The following is a 14407-nucleotide window of genomic DNA, read 5'->3' as shown; positions in this document are numbered from 1 at the left end:
GCCGGTTTTTTGAATGCATAACGATAAAGATCTCTCTACGTGGCAGACGTTTCGCCGACTATGGCCAACCATAGCGCCTTTTAAATCGGGTCTGATCGTGGCGGGTATAGCGTTAGTCCTTAACGCGGCCAGCGATACCTTCATGTTATCGCTCCTTAAGCCATTACTGGATGATGGTTTTGGTAAAACCGATCGCTCAGTGCTGCTGTGGATGCCGCTGGTGGTCATTGGACTGATGATAGTTCGTGGCTTAACCAGCTATGTCTCCAGCTACTGTATCTCATGGGTGTCAGGCAAAGTGGTTATGACCATGCGCCGCCGCCTGTTTGGTCACATGATGGGCATGCCGGTCTCCTTCTTTGATAAGCAGTCTACAGGTACGCTGCTGTCACGTATTACCTATGATTCAGAGCAGGTCGCGTCATCATCTTCTGGCGCGCTAATCACCGTGGTACGTGAAGGTGCCTCGATTATTGGCCTGTTTATCATGATGTTCTATTACAGCTGGCAGCTGTCATTGATCCTGATTGTGCTGGCGCCAATTGTGTCAGTGGCAATCCGAGTGGTTTCCAAGCGCTTTCGTAACATCAGTAAAAACATGCAAAACACCATGGGGCAGGTTACGACCAGTGCGGAGCAGATGCTGAAAGGCCACAAAGAAGTTTTGATTTTTGGTGGCCAGGAAGTCGAAACCAAGCGCTTTGATAAAGTCAGCAACAAGATGCGTCTGCAGGGGATGAAGATGGTTTCTGCCTCTTCTATCTCTGACCCTATCATCCAGCTGATTGCGTCTTTGGCGCTGGCCTTCGTGTTATATGCGGCCAGCTTCCCAAGCGTAATGGAAAACCTGACGGCAGGGACAATTACCGTTGTCTTCTCCTCAATGATCGCGCTGATGCGTCCGTTAAAATCGCTGACTAACGTCAACGCGCAGTTCCAGCGCGGTATGGCAGCATGCCAGACTTTATTTACTATTCTGGATAGCGAACAGGAAAAAGATGAAGGTAAACGCGTTATCGAACGTGCGACCGGCGATCTCGAGTTCCGCAATGTGACTTTCACCTATCCAGGACGTGAAGCACCGGCTCTGCGCGACATCAACCTGAACATTCCAGCGGGCAAAACCGTTGCTCTGGTTGGCCGTTCGGGATCTGGTAAATCCACCATCGCCAGCCTGATTACGCGCTTCTACGATATCGATGAAGGGCAGATTCTGATGGACGGACACGATCTGCGCGAATATACCCTGGCGTCCCTGCGCGATCAGGTCGCGTTGGTTTCGCAGAATGTGCACCTGTTTAACGATACAGTCGCCAACAACATCGCCTACGCGCGTACCGATATGTACAGTCGCGAGCAGATCGAAAAAGCGGCACAGATGGCCTACGCCATGGATTTCATCAATAAGATGGATAATGGGCTGGATACGGTGATTGGCGAAAACGGCGTCCTGCTTTCCGGTGGCCAGCGCCAGCGTATCGCTATCGCCCGCGCCTTGTTGCGTGACAGCCCGATTCTGATCCTTGATGAAGCAACGTCGGCTCTCGATACAGAATCCGAACGCGCGATTCAGGCTGCTCTGGATGAACTTCAGAAAAACCGTACTTCCCTGGTGATTGCTCACCGTCTTTCTACCATTGAACAAGCGGACGAAATCATCGTGGTGGAAGACGGTATTATTGTTGAACGTGGAACCCATAGCGAGCTGATTGAGCAGCGCGGGGTCTATGCGCAATTACACAAAATGCAATTCGGCCAATGATCGCACGAATCTGGTCTGGTGAGTCGCCACTGTGGCGGCTGTTACTTCCACTCTCCTGGCTGTATGGCCTGGTGAGTGGCGGGATCCGCCTATGCTACAAGCTTGGGCTGAAACGCGCATGGCGCGCGCCAGTACCGGTTGTGGTGGTCGGAAACCTTACAGCCGGCGGCAATGGCAAAACACCGGTGGTAATTTGGCTGGTTGAACAACTGCAGCAACGCGGGATTCGCGTGGGCGTAGTGTCGCGTGGTTACGGTGGGAAAGCGGCTGCTTACCCGTTGGTATTGACTGCAGAGACCACCACCGCAGAAGCGGGTGATGAACCTGTGCTGATAGCCCAACGTACCGGCGTGCCGGTAGCGGTATCCCCGGTAAGATCGGATGCGGTAAAAGCCATTTTGGCCCATCACGACGTGCAGATCATTGTGACGGACGATGGTCTACAGCATTATCGTCTGGCGCGGGATGTTGAAATCGTGGTTATTGATGGTGAACGTCGGTTTGGCAATGGCTGGTGGCTTCCCGCAGGCCCAATGCGGGAACGCGCAGGTCGCCTTAAATCGGTAGATGCGACTATTGTGAACGGTGGAGTTGCGCAGCCAGGGGAAATCCCGATGCGACTTGAACCTGGACTGGCGGTTAATTTACGCACGGGCGAACGCCGCGATGTGGCGCTCCTGCCCAATATTGTCGCTATGGCGGGCATCGGCCATCCACCGCGTTTTTTCGCCACACTGGAAGCGTGTGGGGCCAGAGTGCAAAAATGTATCGCGCTGGCAGACCATCAGTCTCTGACCTACAGTGAGGTCAGCGCGCTTGCCAACCCCGGACAAACGCTGGTGATGACGGAAAAAGATGCGGTTAAATGTCGTGCATTTGCTGATGAAAACTGGTGGTATTTACCGGTTGACGCTCATTTGTCAGGCGACCGGCCTGACGTGTTGCTGGATAGCTTAATCTCGCTGACTCGCTAACGGGTTCATACTGCGGCAGCGAATCATTTATGAGGCCATAAATGTCGTTGCCGCGTCTTTCTCTGACGGATGCCCGCCATCTTCACCTTGCGGCCCAGGGGCTGCTGAAAAAAACACGCCGCCGGGCAACGCCTGCAGATATTCTTCCCACCATTTCGCGCATGTCGTTACTGCAAATCGATACCATCAATATTGTCGCGCGTAGCCCCTATCTGGTGCTGTTTAGTCGTTTGGGCAATTACTCGCCCCAGTGGCTGGATGACTCACTCCTGCAGGGTGAATTGATCGAATACTGGGCGCATGAGGCCTGCTTTTTGCCACGCAGCGACTTTATGTTGATCCGCCACCGCATGCTGGCCCCGGAGAAAATGGGCTGGAAGTATCAAGCGGCGTGGATGAAAGAACATGCGCAGGAGATCGAGCAACTGCTCCAGCACATCCAGCATAACGGAGCAGTACGCTCTGTCGATTTTGAGCATCCGCGCAAGGGTGCCAGCGGCTGGTGGGAATGGAAACCGCACAAACGCCATCTTGAAGGCTTGTTCACTGCCGGGAAAGTCATGGTAGTTGAACGGCGTAATTTCCAGCGCGTGTATGATTTAACCCATCGCGTCATGCCGCACTGGGATGATGAACGCGACCTACTTTCGCAGGAAGATGCTGAAAGCGTCATGCTGGATAACAGCGCCCGCAGTCTGGGGATTTTTCGCGAACAGTGGCTGGCAGACTATTACCGACTGAAGCGCCCGGCGCTAAAAAGCTGGTGTGAGGTGCGCAAAGAACAGCAACAAATTATTCCTGTCGACGTTGAAGGGCTGGGAACGCTATGGCTGCATAGTCACCTTCAGCCGCAGTTGGAACAGGCGCTGGCGGGTAAATTAACGGCGACCCATAGCGCTGTTTTATCGCCTTTTGATCCGGTGGTTTGGGATCGTAAACGGGCAGAGCAGCTATTCGACTTTAGCTATCGGCTGGAATGCTATACGCCAGCGCCGAAACGTCAATATGGTTATTTTGTCTTGCCGTTGCTGCATCACGGGCAGTTGGTTGGGCGGATGGATGCCAAAATGCACCGCAAAACGGGCGTACTGGAGGTTATTTCGCTGTGGTTGCAGGATGGCGTCAAACCAGGGGGCACTTTGCGAAAAGGATTGTTTCAGGCGATTGATGATTTTGCCCGCTGGCAGCAGGCAACTCGCGTAACGCTGGGGCGCTATCCTGAAGGTTTATTTGCTGATGCACGCCATGGTTGGGAAATAGACCCAGCCCTGTAAGCGATTATGTTAATATTTACGGATTCACAATCCGGTCCATCTGGAGGAACTATGGATCATCGTCTGCTTGAAATCATTGCCTGCCCGGTATGCAATGGCAAACTCTGGTTTAACCAGGAAAAACAGGAACTGATTTGTAAACTGGATAACCTTGCTTTCCCATTGCGTGATGGCATTCCCGTGTTACTGGAAACCGAAGCCCGCATTCTGACTGCTGATGAGAGTAAATCATGAGTTTTGTGGTCATTATTCCTGCGCGTTATGCGTCCACTCGTCTGCCGGGCAAGCCGCTACTGGATATCAACGGCAAGCCAATGATCGTGCATGTCCTGGAGCGTGCGCGTGAATCTGGAGCCGAACGCATCATCGTTGCGACCGATCACGAAGATGTTGCTCGCGCGGTAGAAGCGGTAGGCGGTGAAGTATGTATGACTCGCGCGGATCACCAGTCCGGTACGGAGCGCCTGGCGGAAGTTGTCGAGAAATGTGGCTTTAGCGACGATACCGTTATTGTGAACGTCCAGGGTGATGAGCCGATGATCCCGGCGGTCATTATTCGCCAGGTCGCTGAGAATCTGGCGCAGCGCCAGGTTGGTATGGCGACCCTTGCAGCCCCGATTCACAGCGCGGAAGAGGCCTTTAATCCGAATGCGGTAAAAGTTGTTCTGGACGCCGAAGGGTATGCGCTCTATTTTTCACGCGCGACCATTCCGTGGGATCGTGACCGTTTCGCCAAAAGCCTGGAAACGGTGGGTGACACCTTCCTGCGTCATTTGGGTATTTACGGCTATCGTGCCGGGTTTATCCGCCGCTATGTTAACTGGCAGCCCAGCCCGCTTGAGCATATTGAAATGCTGGAGCAGTTACGCGTGCTGTGGTACGGCGAAAAAATTCACGTTGCCGTCGCAAAAGAAGTCCCCGGAACCGGCGTAGACACTGCCGAAGACCTTGAACGCGTGCGCGCTGAAATGCGTTAGTTTTTCTCATGACACTCCCCCCGGTGATGCGAATTTTTGGGAGGAGTGTCGTATCGTTACGTTTTCCCTCCACTTTTCTTTTCATCAATTGATCTCATCCGGGTGACATCTGTCTGCACGACGCTCATTATGAAAGCAGTAGCATTAATGAGGGCAATCTGAAATGGAACAGTTGCGTGCCGAACTCAGCCATCTGCTGGGCGAAAAACTCAGTCGTATAGAATGCGTGAATGAAAAAGTGGATACGGCCCTGTGGGCACTGTACGACAGCCAGGGAAATCCAATGCCGCTGATGGCAAGAAGTTTCACTACGCCGGGTATGGCGCAGCAGCTGGCATGGAAAACTTCGATGCTGGCGCGCAGTGGAACGGTACGTATGCCCGTTATTTATGGAGTCTTAACGCACGAGGAGCATCCCGGTCCCGATGTGCTACTGCTTGAACGTTTACGCGGGGTGCCGGTTGAAGCGCCAGCCCGAACGCCCGAACGTTGGGAACATTTAAAGGATCAGATTGTAGAAGGTCTGCTGTCATGGCATCGGCAGGATAGCCGTGGCTGCGTGGGAATGGTGGATAACACGCAAGAGAATGTCTGGCCATCCTGGTATCGTCAACGAGTTGAGGTGCTGTGGACTACGTTAAGTCAGTTCAACAATACCGGGCTGACGATGCAGGACAAGCGGATCCTGTTTCGGACCCGCGAGTGTTTGCCCGCTTTATTTGAAGGATTCAATGATAACTGCGTGTTGATCCATGGTAATTTCAGTTTACGCAGCATGCTTAAAGACGCCCGTAGCGATCAGCTTCTGGCCATGGTGGGACCCGGTTTGATGCTGTGGGCACCCAGGGAATATGAATTGTTCCGTTTAATGGATAATGCGCTGGCGGAAAGCCTGCTATGGCAATACCTGCAGCGCGCGCCAGTAGCGGAGTCGTTCATCTGGCGGCGCTGGTTATATGTGTTATGGGATGAGGTGGCGCAATTGGTTAACACCGGGCGTTTTAATCGTTCAAACTTTGACCTGGCTACGAAATCACTGCTGCCGTGGCTCGCCTGAACCTTTTAGCCACTGCCATATGCGCCCCAGCGTTTCGTAACCCGCGCGGTCGCTATGCATCAGCCAGATGGGTGAAGGAATCGCGCGTTCCCACGGATTAAGCGGAGAATCAATCGCTAACTGATTAGCTGGCGCTGGCAAAGGATGTAACCCGGCCTGCTGGAAGAAGATCATCGCTCGCGGCAAGTGTGAGGCTGAGGTTACCAGCAGGAACGGCGCGTTACCGATGGCCTGTTTTACCGCGGCGGCTTCTTCTTCGGTATCTTTCGGTTGATCCAGGGTGATTATTTCATCGGCTGGCACCCCCAGCGACTGCGCAACGCGTGCACCAGCTTCTGCGGTACTGACGTTATTAGTTTTTGCGGCAGCGCCAGTAAAGATAAGCTTGGATCCCGGGTTTGCGCGCCATAGGCGAATACCTTCACTCAGGCGTGGAAGGCTGTTGTTGATCAGGTTTGAACTTGGTGCCCACTGCGGATTCCAGGTATATCCGCCCCCCAACACCACAATGTACTCCACTTTTTGTGTATCCTGCCAGGTTGGATAACTATCCTCAATCGGTTTCAACAAGCTATCGGCGACGGGCTGCAAACTTAAAAGTAACAGCGCCAGCCAACTCAGGCTAATACACACTTTCCCTGTTTTTTGAAAACGGCTAAACCAGATCAGTGCCAGGCCTATACCCATCATAATTAGCATCAGCGGCAGCGGCAGCATCATACCGCCCATCACTTTCTTCAGCGTAAAAAGCATGCTTTTTGGTTCCTTTTTTAACCATACAGCAGGGGATCTGCAGGGATATTACACCAGGAAGGTTCCTTCTTGGCGTGGGTGTGACAAAATAGCGGTTTTACTTAGTCACCCTAAAGCCAGTATGTGGAGAGCCCGATGCGGGATCGCAATTTTGATGACATTGCAGAGAAGTTTTCCCGTAACATTTACGGCACCACCAAAGGTCAACTAAGGCAGGCTATCCTTTGGCAGGATCTGGATCGATTACTGGACTCGTTCGGTGAGCAAAAACTGCACATTCTGGATGCCGGTGGTGGTGAAGGGCAAACGGCCATTAAAATGGCAGAACGTGGACATTTTGTCACATTATGCGATCTGTCAGGCGAGATGATCGCTCGTGCGCAACAGGCGACAGAGGCAAAAGGTGTGAGCGGAAACATGCATTTTATACAATGCGCCGCTCAGGATGTTGCTTCGCATTTGGAAAGCCCGGTTGATCTGATATTGTTTCATGCTGTGCTGGAGTGGGTGACAGATCCGGTCGGCGTGTTGCAGAGTTTATGGTCAGTGCTGCGTTCTGGCGGCGCGCTGTCGTTAATGTTCTACAATGCTAACGGTCTGTTGATGCACAACATGGTCGCAGGGAACTTTGACTATGTTCAGGTGGGGATGCCGAAACGTAAAAAGCGTACGCTTTCACCGGATTACCCACGCGATCCGGGGCAGGTCTACCAGTGGCTGGAAGAGATCGGTTGGCAAATTACCGGTAAAACGGGCGTCCGCGTGTTTCATGATTATCTGCGAGATAAGCATAAACAGCATGACGATTACGAAATGTTACTTGAGTTAGAAACGCGCTATTGCCGTCAGGAACCGTATATCAGCCTTGGGCGCTATATTCACGTCACCGCGATTAAACGTCCGGCCCGAGCCGCAGATGCAAGGATAATTTATGAGTGAATTTTCCCAGACAGTCCCCGAACTGGTTGCCTGGGCCAGAAAAAATGACTTCTCCATCTCTCTGCCGGTAGACCGACTTTCGTTCCTGCTGGCTGTCGCCACACTGAACGGTGAGCGACTCGACGGCGAGATGAGTGAAGGTGAGCTGGTGGATGCGTTCCGCCATGTGAGTGATGCGTTTGAGCAAACCAGCGAAACCATCGGCGTGCGCGCCAACAACGCGATCAACGATATGGTGCGTCAACGTCTGCTGAACCGCTTTACCAGCGAGCAGGCTGAAGGCAACGCCATTTATCGTTTAACGCCGCTCGGAATTGGCATCACGGATTACTATATTCGACAGCGCGAATTCTCTACGCTGCGTCTTTCCATGCAGCTGTCAATTGTTGCCGGTGAACTGAAGCGCGCGGCGGATGCGGCGGCGGAAGGTGGCGATGAGTTTCACTGGCATCGCAACGTCTACGCGCCATTGAAATATTCGGTGGCGGAGATTTTCGACAGCATCGATCTGACTCAGCGCATCATGGATGAACAGCAGCAGCAGGTAAAAGACGATATCGCGCAGTTGCTGAACAAAGACTGGCGAGCGGCGATTTCCAGCTGTGAACTGCTGCTTTCTGAAACGTCTGGTACGCTGCGTGAATTGCAAGATACGCTGGAAGCGGCAGGGGATAAGCTACAGGCTAACCTGTTACGCATTCAGGACGCCACGATGACGCATGACGATCTGCATTTTGTCGACCGGCTGGTGTTTGACTTACAAAGCAAGCTCGATCGCATTATCAGTTGGGGCCAGCAATCTATTGATTTGTGGATCGGTTACGATCGACATGTGCATAAGTTTATCCGTACCGCGATCGATATGGATAAAAACCGCGTCTTTGCCCAGCGTCTGCGCCAGTCTGTGCAGACATACTTTGACGAACCGTGGGCGCTGACCTATGCCAACGCCGATCGTCTGCTGGATATGCGCGACGAAGAGATGCTACTGCGTGACGAAGAGGTCACTGGTGAGCTTCCGGCCGATCTGGAATACGAAGAATTTAACGAAATCCGTGAACAGCTGGCGGCGATCATCGAAGAACAGCTGGCTATCTACAAATCCAGACAAACACCACTGGATCTCGGTTTGGTCGTGCGCGAGTATCTGGCGCAATACCCACGTGCCCGTCACTTCGACGTTGCGCGTATTGTTATTGATCAGGCGGTACGTCTTGGCGTAGCGCAAGCAGATTTCACCGGACTGCCCGCAAAATGGCAGCCGATTAATGATTACGGAGCCAAGGTACAGGCGCATGTCATTGACAAATATTGAACAAGTGATGCCGGTAAAGCTGGCGCAGGCGCTGGCGAACCCGTTATTTCCAGCGCTGGATAGCGCCTTACGTTCAGGCCGACATATCGGCCTGGATGAACTGGATAATCATGCCTTCCTGATGGATTTTCAGGAATATTTTGAAGAGTTTTACAGCCGCTATAACGTGGAATTGATCCGTGCGCCGGAGGGGTTCTTCTACCTTCGTCCACGTTCAACGACGCTCATTCCCCGTTCGGTTCTGTCTGAACTGGACATGATGGTCGGTAAAATTCTTTGTTATCTCTACCTCAGCCCGGAACGCCTGGCGAACGAAGGGATTTTTACCCAGCAAGAGCTGTATGACGAGCTGCTGACGCTGGCGGATGAAGCCAAACTGCTGAAGCTGGTGAACAACCGTTCAACCGGTTCGGACGTTGATCGCCAGAAACTCCAGGAAAAGGTTCGTTCTTCGCTAAACCGCCTGCGCCGTTTAGGCATGGTGTGGTTTATGGGTCATGACAGCAGCAAATTCCGAATTACGGAATCAGTCTTCCGCTTTGGCGCGGATGTGCGCAGCGGTGACGATCCGCGCGAAGCACAGCGTCGCTTAATTCGTGATGGCGAAGCGATGCCGGTCGAGAACCGCCTGCAGCTCAACGATGAGCCCGAAGAGAATCAGCCGGACAGTGGAGAAGAAGAATAATGATTGAACGCGGTAAATTTCGCTCACTTACGCTGATTAACTGGAATGGTTTTTTTGCCCGTACGTTCGACCTTGATGAACTGGTTACCACGCTGTCAGGCGGTAACGGTGCGGGTAAATCCACTACCATGGCGGCATTTGTTACAGCGCTTATCCCTGACTTGACCCTGCTGCATTTCCGTAACACCACCGAAGCCGGTGCAACCAGCGGTTCACGTGATAAAGGCCTGCACGGTAAGCTGAAAGCGGGTGTCTGTTACTCAATGCTTGACGTCCTCAACTCGCGCCATCAGCGTGTGGTCGTGGGTGTGCGTCTGCAGCAGGTTGCTGGCCGCGATCGTAAAGTGGATATCAAACCGTTTGCCATTCAGGGACTGCCGATGTCCGTGCAGCCAACCCAACTGGTAACGGAAACACTGAATGAACGCCAGGCGCGCGTGCTGCCCCTCTCTGAGCTGAAAGAGAAGCTTGATGAGATGGAAGGCGTGCAGTTTAAGCAGTTCAACTCGATAACCGATTATCACTCGCTGATGTTCGATCTGGGCATCATCGCCCGTCGTCTGCGCTCAGCCTCAGACCGCAGTAAGTTCTATCGCCTGATTGAAGCATCGCTGTACGGCGGGATCTCCAGCGCCATTACCCGCTCGCTGCGTGACTACCTGCTACCGGAAAACGGTGGGGTGCGTAAAGCGTTCCAGGATATGGAAGCTGCGCTACGTGAAAACCGCATGACGCTGGAAGCGATTCGCGTAACCCAGTCTGATCGCGACCTGTTTAAGCATTTGATCAGCGAGGCGACCAACTATGTGGCCGCAGATTATATGCGCCACGCCAACGAACGTCGTATCCATCTTGATAAAGCGCTGGAATATCGCCGTGAGCTGCATACCTCACGCAAGCAACTGGCCGCAGAGCAGTATAAGCATGTGGATATGGCGCGTGAACTGGGTGAGCATAACGGCGCTGAAGGCGATCTGGAAGCCGATTATCAGGCTGCGAGCGATCACCTGAATCTGGTGCAAACCGCGCTGCGTCAGCAGGAAAAAATTGAACGCTACGAAGCGGATCTCGAAGAACTGCAGGTTCGTCTCGAAGAACAAAATGAGGTGGTCGCGGAAGCCGTTGACCGCCAGGATGAAAACGAAGCCCGCGCGGAAGCCGCCGAACTGGAAGTAGATGAGCTGAAAAGCCAGCTTGCCGATTACCAGCAAGCGCTGGATGTCCAGCAAACGCGCGCCATCCAGTACACTCAGGCGATTCAGGCGCTAAATCGGGCGAAAGAGCTCTGTCACTTACCGGATCTGACGCCCGACAGTGCTGTCGAATGGCTGGAGACGTTCCAGGCGAAAGAGCAGGAAGCCACGGAAAAACTGCTGACGCTGGAACAAAAAATGAGCGTGGCGCAAACCGCGCACAGCCAGTTCGAGCAGGCTTATCAGCTGGTGGCGGCTATCAACGGTCCGCTGGCGCGCGGTGAAGCCTGGAGCGTGGCGCGCGAACTGTTGCGGGAAGGTGTTGAGCAGCGCCATCTGGCGGAGCAGGTTCAGCCGTTACGTATGCGCCTCAGCGAGCTGGAGCAGCGTCTGCGCGAACAGCAAGACGCCGAGCGTCTGCTGGCTGAATTCTGCAAGCGTCAGGGTAAACAGTTCGACATCGATGAGCTGGAAGCGCTGCACCAGGAGCTGGAAGCACGTATCGCCGCCTTGTCTGACAGCGTCTCTTCTGCCAGCGAACAACGTATGACGTTGCGTCAGGAGCAGGAGCAACTTCAGTCTCGTATCCAGCATCTGATGAAGCGTGCGCCTGTCTGGCTGGCCGCGCAAAATAGCCTGAACCAGCTTAGCGAGCAGTGTGGCGAAGAATTTACCTCCAGCCAGGACGTCACCGAGTACCTGCAGCAGTTGCTGGAGCGCGAGCGTGAAGCCATTGTTGAGCGTGATGAAGTCGGCGCGCGCAAAAATGCGGTTGATGAAGAGATTGAACGTTTAAGTCAGCCGGGCGGGGCGGAAGATCAGCGTCTGAACGCGCTGGCGGAACGCTTCGGCGGCGTTCTGCTGTCTGAAATCTATGACGATGTTAGCCTTGAAGATGCGCCGTACTTCTCTGCGCTGTACGGTCCTTCGCGTCATGCTATCGTGGTGCCGGATCTGTCGCTGATCACCGAACAGCTTGAAGGACTGACGGATTGTCCGGAAGATCTCTATTTCATCGAAGGGGATCCTCAGTCGTTTGATGACAGCGTTTTCAGCGTTGATGAGCTGGAAAAAGCGGTAGTAGTAAAAACCGCCGAGCGTCAATGGCGTTATTCCCGCTTCCCGACGGTGCCGATTTTTGGTCGTGCCGCGCGCGAAAGCCGTATCGAAACCCTGCATGCCGAGCGTGAAGGGCTGTCTGAACGTTTTGCAACGCTCTCCTTTGACGTCCAGAAAACCCAACGTCTGCACCAGGCGTTTAGCCGCTTTATCGGCAGCCATCTGTCGGTGGCGTTTGAAGCCGACCCGGAAGCGGAAATTCGTCAACTGAATGGCCGTCGCGTTGAACTGGAACGTGCGCTGACCAATCATGAAAATGATAATCAGCAAAGCCGTATGCAGTTTGAACAGGCGAAAGAGGGGGTTTCTGCTCTTAACCGTCTGCTGCCGCGTTTGAATCTGTTGGCAGATGACACGTTGGCCGATCGTGTGGACGAAATTCGTGAGCGTCTGGATGAAGCTCAGGAAGCGGCGCGTTTTGTGCAGCAGCACGGCAATCAGTTAGCCAAACTGGAGCCGATGGTTTCGGTTCTGCAAAATGACCCTGAGCAGTTTGAACAACTGAAGGAAGACTACGCATATTCCCAGCAGATGCAGCGCGATGCGCGTCAGCAGGCTTTTGCCCTGACCGAAGTGGTGCAGCGCCGGGCGCACTTTAGCTATTCCGACTCGGCCGAAATGCTGAGCGGTAACAGCGATCTAAACGAAAAACTGCGTGAACGTCTTGAACAGGCGGAAGCTGAACGTACCCGCGCCCGTGAAGCTTTGCGCAGCCACGCCGCGCAGTTAAGCCAGTACAATCAGGTCATGGCGTCGCTGAAAAGCTCGTACGACACCAAAAAAGAGCTGCTTAACGATTTACAACGTGAACTGCAGGACATTGGCGTTCGCGCGGACAGCGGTGCCGAAGAGCGTGCGCGTATCCGTCGTGATGAACTGCATGCGCAGCTCAGTAACAACCGCGCTCGTCGCAACCAACTGGAAAAAGCGCTGACCTTCTGCGAAGCGGAGATGGATAACCTGACCCGCAAGCTGCGCAAGCTGGAACGCGATTATTTTGAGATGCGCGAGCAGGTGGTTACTGCGAAAGCGGGATGGTGTGCGGTAATGCGAATGGTGAAAGACAACGGTGTTGAACGTCGTCTGCACCGTCGTGAATTGGCGTATCTGTCCGGTGATGAACTGCGCTCTATGTCGGATAAGGCGCTCGGCGCGCTGCGTCTGGCCGTTGCGGATAACGAACATCTGCGCGATGTGCTGCGCATGTCTGAAGATCCAAAACGTCCAGAGCGTAAAATTCAGTTCTTTGTCGCGGTTTACCAACATCTGCGTGAACGTATTCGCCAGGATATTATCCGTACCGACGATCCGGTTGAAGCCATCGAACAGATGGAGATTGAACTGAGCCGTCTGACGGAAGAATTAACCTCCCGCGAACAGAAGCTGGCGATCAGCTCTCGCAGCGTGGCGAATATTATTCGTAAGACGATCCAGCGCGAACAGAACCGTATTCGCATGCTGAACCAGGGGCTGCAAAGCGTGTCGTTTGGCCAGGTAAACAGCGTGCGTCTGAACGTCAACGTACGTGAGACCCATGCCACCTTGCTGGACGTACTTTCCGAGCAGCATGAGCAGCACCAGGATCTGTTTAACAGCAATCGTCTGACCTTCTCTGAAGCGCTGGCGAAGCTGTATCAACGTCTGAATCCGCAGATTGACATGGGACAGCGTACGCCGCAAACCATAGGTGAAGAGCTGTTGGACTACCGTAACTATCTGGAGATGGAAGTTGAGGTAAACCGAGGTTCTGACGGTTGGCTGCGTGCTGAATCAGGCGCGTTGTCAACGGGGGAAGCGATCGGTACCGGGATGTCTATTCTGGTGATGGTCGTACAAAGCTGGGAAGATGAAGGGCGTAGACTGCGCGGGAAAGATATTTCTCCTTGCCGTCTGCTGTTCCTTGACGAAGCTGCGCGACTTGATGCGCGCTCTATCGCGACCCTGTTTGAACTGTGCGAACGTCTGCAAATGCAGCTGATTATCGCCGCGCCGGAAAACATCAGCCCGGAGAAAGGCACAACCTACAAACTGGTGCGTAAAGTCTTCCAGAACACTGAACACGTTCACGTGGTTGGTCTGCGTGGGTTTGCGCCTCAGTTACCTGAGCCGCTGCCAGGGACCGAAGATGCCTCCTCGCAGGCAAGCTGAATAAAAAGGCGGTCAAATGACCGCCTTTCTTCTTTTCCGAAAAGTCTCAATTGCAGGTGCAATTTCTTTTAACTTCTTTACATTATACCAGGTAAAACATTGGCGAAGTTTATATACTGAAGTTAAGCCTGACGGGTATGCAGGCTTACTCGTCATACTTCAGTTGTATTGGCGTCTACAGGCGTTCCACACCCGGTTAATGGTGCCTGGC

11 protein-coding genes are annotated in these 14407 nt (G+C 53.5%); 10 read left to right on the top strand and 1 reads right to left on the bottom strand.

Annotated features, from left to right (window positions below):
* Nucleotides 1-13: 13 nt before the first annotated feature.
* From msbA to ACU8YC_RS08460, 6 genes are all read left to right on the top strand, one after another.
* On the top strand, nt 14-1762 hold the full coding sequence (gene msbA, locus ACU8YC_RS08485) for a lipid A ABC transporter ATP-binding protein/permease MsbA (RefSeq protein ID WP_151217921.1): 1749 nt from the start codon (nt 14-16) through the stop codon (nt 1760-1762).
* The gene (gene lpxK, locus ACU8YC_RS08480; RefSeq protein WP_187252718.1) at nt 1759-2736 is read left to right on the top strand and encodes a tetraacyldisaccharide 4'-kinase; all 978 of its coding nucleotides are present in this window, start codon (nt 1759-1761) and stop codon (nt 2734-2736) included. The genes msbA and lpxK overlap by 4 nt, the downstream gene beginning before the upstream one ends.
* 41 nt (nt 2737-2777) lie before the next feature.
* Nucleotides 2778-4010 carry a winged helix-turn-helix domain-containing protein gene (locus ACU8YC_RS08475; RefSeq protein WP_187259760.1) on the top strand — a complete coding sequence of 411 codons (1233 nt, stop codon included), beginning with the start codon at nt 2778-2780 and terminating at the stop codon, nt 4008-4010.
* 51 nt (nt 4011-4061) lie between these two features.
* On the top strand, nt 4062-4244 hold the full coding sequence (gene ycaR / locus ACU8YC_RS08470; RefSeq protein WP_151217924.1) for a protein YcaR: 183 nt from the start codon (nt 4062-4064) through the stop codon (nt 4242-4244).
* Entirely contained in the window at nt 4241-4987 is a 747-nt protein-coding gene (gene kdsB, locus ACU8YC_RS08465; RefSeq protein WP_016152452.1) for a 3-deoxy-manno-octulosonate cytidylyltransferase, read from the top strand. Before ycaR ends, kdsB begins: the two co-directional genes overlap by 4 nt.
* 163 nt (nt 4988-5150) lie before the next feature.
* A complete protein-coding gene (locus tag ACU8YC_RS08460; RefSeq protein ID WP_151217925.1) occupies nt 5151-6044 on the top strand; it encodes a YcbJ family phosphotransferase in 894 nt (297 codons plus the stop codon).
* On the opposite strand, the gene elyC is transcribed toward ACU8YC_RS08460, so the two are convergent.
* On the bottom strand, nt 6021-6797 hold the full coding sequence (elyC, locus tag ACU8YC_RS08455) for an envelope biogenesis factor ElyC (RefSeq protein ID WP_210904893.1): 777 nt from the start codon (nt 6795-6797) through the stop codon (nt 6021-6023). The genes ACU8YC_RS08460 and elyC overlap by 24 nt on opposite strands.
* Nucleotides 6798-6932: 135 nt before the next feature.
* On the opposite strand from elyC, the gene cmoM reads away from it, so the two are divergent.
* Genes cmoM through mukB form a run of 4 tightly spaced genes read left to right on the top strand, consistent with a single transcriptional unit; the run spans nt 6933 to nt 14196 of the window.
* On the top strand, nt 6933-7736 hold the full coding sequence (cmoM, locus tag ACU8YC_RS08450) for a tRNA uridine 5-oxyacetic acid(34) methyltransferase CmoM (RefSeq protein WP_210904894.1): 804 nt from the start codon (nt 6933-6935) through the stop codon (nt 7734-7736).
* A complete protein-coding gene (mukF, locus tag ACU8YC_RS08445; protein WP_151225136.1) occupies nt 7729-9051 on the top strand; it encodes a chromosome partition protein MukF in 1323 nt (440 codons plus the stop codon). Before cmoM ends, mukF begins: the two co-directional genes overlap by 8 nt.
* Nucleotides 9032-9736 (top strand): chromosome partition protein MukE, encoded by a 705-nt coding sequence (gene mukE, locus ACU8YC_RS08440; RefSeq protein WP_016152457.1) that lies wholly within the window; start codon nt 9032-9034, stop codon nt 9734-9736. Before mukF ends, mukE begins: the two co-directional genes overlap by 20 nt.
* Nucleotides 9736-14196 carry a chromosome partition protein MukB gene (mukB, locus tag ACU8YC_RS08435; protein WP_187259758.1) on the top strand — a complete coding sequence of 1487 codons (4461 nt, stop codon included), beginning with the start codon at nt 9736-9738 and terminating at the stop codon, nt 14194-14196. The genes mukE and mukB overlap by 1 nt, the downstream gene beginning before the upstream one ends.
* Nucleotides 14197-14407 lie beyond the last annotated feature (211 nt).

The sequence above is a fragment of the Citrobacter sp. VF227 genome, assembly GCF_052950715.1.
The sequence above is the reverse complement of the archived record's forward strand: the minus strand, read 5'-3'. Positions and strand labels throughout refer to the sequence as shown.